This window comes from Paenibacillus sp. J31R122 (genome assembly GCF_056269185.1).
On the sequence record NZ_JBWDNM010000036.1, the window covers coordinates 1 to 5,495 of the forward strand.

Genomic DNA, 5,495 nt, shown 5'->3' on the forward strand with positions numbered 1-5,495 from the left:
ATGCTGGCGCTGGCGGCCGATCAGAACTTCGTTCCGGTCGTAGACGCCGATCGCGTCTTCCTCGGTATTATTCGTCGCAAAGATATAATCGCATATTATACCAGGAATATTATAGATTAGTTGGAAAGAACTGATCTTGCGGATCATGAAGGCTGCCGTTCGACCGGCAGCCTTATTTTTGTTCTTAATGTTTATTGAGCTATCGTTACCCGTTAGCGTAATGACATTTTCAGTATATAACTTATATCTTATGGATGGAGAAAATCCGGTACTCAAAAGCGCCCGGTCTGCACCGACACAACACTGCTTGAAGCTGTACTACCGACAAAACGCGGATATTATACGACAAGACACTTTATGGATAAAAAAGGTGATTAATATGACCATATACGTATGAGATGATCATTTTTGTTTGTTTCTTAGTGAATGGGAAGCCAAGCTGACTATTGTAATCGAAGCGCTGATCGTCAACTTTTTAGTCCGGCTGCGCAGCTCTTCCGCCGATTCCTCTAATAGTTTGTCAACCTGGCTTAGTTCTAATAATGCTGCTTTTGCAGCCTCTGCTGCAAGGACCTCGTCTTGCAAAATAAAATGGGCAACCTGATAGGCGTACTGCTCAAGCCCTCTTATTCGTTGAATCTTTTGATGTATTAGAATCGTTGCTCTCATAACGTTTCCTCATCATTGTCATTACGCTTTTCAGTGATTTCTACATTTAACAAATGGAGATTCTCCTTCATCTACTCCTCCGTTTGCTTTTCGTCGTTAACTTCGGCTGCACGTCCTGAATATAGTAGATCTCCATTTGTAATATCAAGTACAGCTGCTCCGGGACCCGGTTTGATCTGATCTGCACGGCTTTAATTCATCTTTGGCAAACGGCTGAACACTTACAAGGTGCAAAGCCTGCAAAACGATTAAAACAAGCACAAGCAATATATCTCTGAAATCGTGCTCACCATAACCCTCTACAATCTTGTCCTTTCCAAATTTGAATGATATAAAATCGCCTCTCTATTCCTCTAGATTTAGAGAAATACTTACTTTAAATAAATCGCCATCAGTTTCAATATCAAGACTGCCTTCATGGAGGTCCACGATTGATTTCGCAATGGCCAGCCCAAGGCCAGAGCCTTCCGTATGACGTGACGTATCTCCACGTTTGAACCGTTCAAATAGCTCATCTATATTTTCGTTGAGTTCATATTTTGACACATTCTTAAACATAATAATCGCCTGATTGTCCAACGTTCGTAAAGTAATATAAACGCGTGAATTCTCCAGTGAATATTTTAGGACATTTCCAATTAAATTATCAAAGACACGCCATAGCTTTTGTCCATCAACAAAGGCATATACCGTCTCTTCAGTATTCGTAATCCGGAATTGAAGACTGGAATCGTTAATCATATTATCATATTCCGCTAGTGTCTGTTGTAAAAGCTGAACGAGATCGACCTTTTCCTTTGTCAATTCAACATTTCCGCTAGCCATTTTCGAAACTTCAAACAAATCGTCAATTAACACCTTTAACCGCTTTGATTTTCTGTCAATAATTTCAACATAGGCTATCCTATCCTCACTTGATACATCTTCCTTTTTTAATAACTCGGTATATGTAATGATGGAGGTTAGCGGTGTCCGAAGGTCATGGCTTACATTTGTAATCAGTTCTGTTTTAAGGCGTTCGCTCTTTGCTTGTTCGTTCTGCAACGTTTTTACTCCTTGTTTTAACACATTGATATTTCCAGCGAGCGTTGCAAGAACAGATTTTCCTGACAGCGGCAGATCCTGGCCTAGATTTCCAACAGCCAGCTCATTCGTCTTTATTACGATCCGGTTAAAATACCCGATCCTATTAAACAAGATCATTACGATTGGAAGCCCAATAACTGCAAGCAGTATTACATATAAGAGAATAAAACCGGGATGTACGACAATCATCAATGCCGCTAAACCTAGACCAAATACGATCGTCAAAACAATAAACAACTGCGCACCTGTGCTCTTATTCAGAAAAGCATCTATTAGGCTGAACTTGGCTTGATTATAGAGCGCCTTTACGCTCTGCCCCGCTTTATTCAAAAAACCCTTTTCCCATTCTTTCTTTATATACTGCCAATCCTTTAATTGTGCCGCAAAAAATTCCCTCTGGACAAGGGTAATAACCAAAAGAAGCGAGGCAAATACCATACCGATAAACATATTCCAGCCGTAAACAAATACAAATGGATTTTTAATAACAGTAAGGAATTGATCTTTTATAAAAAACAGTAAGCTAATGGTTCCAAAACCTGTTAGGCTGATAAAGACTGCTCTTACGTCAATTGGAAGCGTATTGTAATAGGGCATCCATCTTTCGACTGCTGTAGGAATAGCTTTAGCTTTCTTTACGAAGGGTACACATAGAGAAAGAGCGACTATACTTACGAAGACATATGCCCATATTGCGATTTGCTCCTTTTTGTATCTATCGTATTCGATCAAAACGGAACTCGATGAGGATAAGCCTCTGGGTATCGCAAACTCTCCTTCGAACGGAATAAATGAATCTGCCAGTTGATCATGTCCTAGAATCCAATAATGTAACGAATGTTCTATTGGTATAGAATAGCTTGTGATATATAGATTGTTTTTGGAGTTCAACATATCTTTAGCCGATTCATCTTCGGAAATACTCAAATTTGTATAGACTTTATCGGTTACGCTACTCTTAAAATAATATTGGAATTGTTCTTTGTATCTTAAATAATCCGAATGATATTGTTCTCTCTCCTTGTAGTACTCTTCCAGTTCCTTTTCTTTTTCATTAATAACCTTTGCTCGGGCATACTCATCACTTTTGAATACATTGGTAATATCCTCTATTTTTTTATCTCTTTCTGCAATGTAGATGTCCACTGCCTCTTGGTTATTTACTGACAATGCTTCATCAATTCGAGGTTCATACTCATTTTTGAGGAATGTAATTTGATCCAATATATTTCCAAACCCACTCCGATGCTGATTGATTTCATCTTCAGTAACCGTTATCGATTTTTTCGCTTCCTCCAATGTAATACTGTTTAGCTCGAACGTGTTCAAATACTTGGCAAATAGATCGAGCTCGCTTCGGAATTCAGGCGTTTGAAAATAGTCGCGATGAACGTAACTGTTACCGAAAGCGAATAAGACTAAGAGCCCGCTTAGGCCAAAAGTAAACATGAAAGCCCAGACGCCAATGCTTATTCTACTTTTCCATTTTGTACCCAATTCCCCATACCACCTTTAAATAAGTTGGATTTTTCGGATCAATCTCAATTTTCTCACGAATTTTTCTGATGTGGACGGCTACCGTATTTTCCGCGTTATAGCCAGGTTCCTTCCATACCCGCTCATAGATTTCATTGATCGAGAACACCCGGCCGGCGTTCGTCATCAATAATTCAACGATTCTATATTCTATAGGCGTAAGCTTCACCGGCTCTCCAAGGACCGATACTTCCTTGGCCGATTTGTCTAATGTAAGCCCCTTAAGATCAATCACTTTTTTAATGCCTTCATAAGTGCCCAGAGCAACATACCTTCTCAACTGGGATTTCACACGGGCAACGAGTTCCATTGGATTGAACGGTTTTGTGACATAGTCATCCGCACCCACATGGAGGCCTAATATTTTATCGCTATCCTCGCTTTTTGCGCTCAATATAAGGATAGGAATGTTTTTCTTCTCGCGAATTTGGTATGTAGCGGCAATTCCGTCAAGCCTGGGCATCATAATATCCATAATAATGAGATGAATTTGGTGATCATTTATGATTTCTAACGCTTCAATCCCATCCTTTGCTTTTAACACGGTAACGCCTTCATTTTTCAAATAAATTTCGATGACGTCCCGTATTTCCTTTTCATCATCAACAACGAGCACAAAATAATTATCCATTTTTCACCCTACTTTCCAGCAGCCTCTTTCATTATCTTAATAGTAAACGGAAAATCTTAACATCTATTTACGATAATTATGAAGAACTTCTTAATATTTTTGTGTTTTGACCCCAAATACAACTAGAAAAACCGCCTCATCACGAGGCGGTTAATTAAATGATCTGTCCTAGACTGCCGCTACCATTGTAGAACTATCGTTCCCCGTTAGTTCAATCACGATCTGAACTACATCAATTTATTATCAAAGAATTTTTTCAACTCTGAGGATTCGATAACATACTTTATTTGATTCTTTTTATACGATCTGGTTACGTAAACGTCCTTTTTGTCATACGTAATTCGAACTTCAGCGTTCGATTTCAAGATAAATACGATTTCTGCATTGGGGTTTGGATTGACGTTGATCTCGTAAAATATTTTATTAACTTCTTTAACCCTGTCCGCTGGCACGGAAATAAGCCAGAAGCGAATTTGATTTACCTCTTGATAGCTTAACTCGACATACACATGTCCCGCCGTTACACCGCCATAAATCCACATTCCTGCATTTGCTACATCATCGGCTGATTCTTTAAAAAGAATCACAGACTCCGACTTATCGACGAGGTCCGCGAAATATAAAAAAAACAGCCCCAAAACGACTATTGTGAGAATGAGGGCAATCGATGTTATGCTTTTTATACCCATTTTCTCCACCCCCACGGATTCATACGTTCCTTAAAAGATAATGTTGCGCTAACCTGCCCGTTAGCTCAACAAGGTTGCCGTTGCATGCCGGCAGCCTCGTTATGGTGATTGTTAAACTATAGTTCCCCGTTAGCGTAACAAAATGCTACCGAAGCAACCACTTTAAGTTACTCAAGTAATTTCACTCGTTTATCGGACGCGTGTTTGAAACTATCTGGATTCTAGACAATATTGTTTTTGCGATGCAGAATCCTATCACTGATCCCATTGAATTTAAAATAAAGTCAGTAACACTTGCAATTCTACCCATTGGCAATAAAAATTGCATGACCTCAATGAATAATGAAAATATCATGCCAAAAAAAATTGGGTTTAAGTTATTGGATTTCCTGTGTAATGTCACAAAAAAAATAAATATAAGATACATGCCTACATTGATTAAATACTCCAGATCCCCTGCTAGCAGAGGAATTAATTGTACTTTAATGCTGTATTGAAAAGTTAGATAGCTGTTCGATGGTAGGAGTGATACAAACAGTATGCCTATCATAACGAATGAAATAGCCAGTTCACTCATTGTAGTTCTGATGGCAATTATTTGATCTCCACTCTTTTGTCTTCTGTAATAAATAAAAGCAAACACAATAAAAATAGTGATCAATGTAGTCAAAACAAAAGGAAGGTACTTGCTGAAAATTCTCCAATACATTATAAAGTTATCCATTGAAAGTATATCCCCCAGTCATATTGCCGTGACATTAAGTATTCGATGAGAGAGCGTAAAATATCTTGTGTAAATAGATAAATAGCAAAAAGGAAGACCTTTTCTTGTAGAATGAAGTCACCACAACACCATTCACAGAAGAGAGGTCTTCCCTATGAAT

Annotated in this window: 5 protein-coding genes and 1 pseudogene; 1 reads left to right on the forward strand and 5 read right to left on the reverse strand. The window is 38.6% G+C overall.

Going from position 1 to position 5,495, the window contains the following annotated elements:
• Positions 1-120, forward strand: a pseudogene (locus AC0YN7_RS29415) (CBS domain-containing protein); the annotation flags it as partial.
• A gap of 282 nt (positions 121-402) precedes the next feature.
• Here AC0YN7_RS29415 and AC0YN7_RS29420 read toward each other — a convergent pair.
• The 5 genes from AC0YN7_RS29420 to AC0YN7_RS29440 all read right to left on the reverse strand — a co-directional run bounded on the left by AC0YN7_RS29420 (position 403) and on the right by AC0YN7_RS29440 (position 5,335).
• Positions 403-669, reverse strand: a complete 267-nt coding sequence (locus tag AC0YN7_RS29420) for a hypothetical protein (RefSeq protein ID WP_475813568.1) — start codon at positions 667-669, stop codon at positions 403-405.
• Positions 670-1,014: 345 nt separating this feature from the next.
• Positions 1,015-3,252: a sensor histidine kinase gene (locus tag AC0YN7_RS29425; protein WP_475813569.1), complete on the reverse strand. Its 2,238-nt coding sequence runs from the start codon at positions 3,250-3,252 to the stop codon at positions 1,015-1,017.
• Complete coding sequence (locus tag AC0YN7_RS29430) at positions 3,230-3,922, reverse strand: response regulator transcription factor (RefSeq protein WP_475813570.1); 693 nt, start codon at positions 3,920-3,922, stop codon at positions 3,230-3,232. Before AC0YN7_RS29430 ends, AC0YN7_RS29425 begins: the two co-directional genes overlap by 23 nt.
• Positions 3,923-4,149: 227 nt before the next feature.
• Positions 4,150-4,611, reverse strand: coding sequence for a hypothetical protein (locus tag AC0YN7_RS29435; protein WP_475813571.1), 462 nt, complete (start codon positions 4,609-4,611; stop codon positions 4,150-4,152).
• Between the two features lie 181 nt (positions 4,612-4,792).
• Positions 4,793-5,335 carry a VanZ family protein gene (locus AC0YN7_RS29440; protein ID WP_475813572.1) on the reverse strand — a complete coding sequence of 181 codons (543 nt, stop codon included), beginning with the start codon at positions 5,333-5,335 and terminating at the stop codon, positions 4,793-4,795.
• Positions 5,336-5,495: the final 160 nt, after the last annotated feature.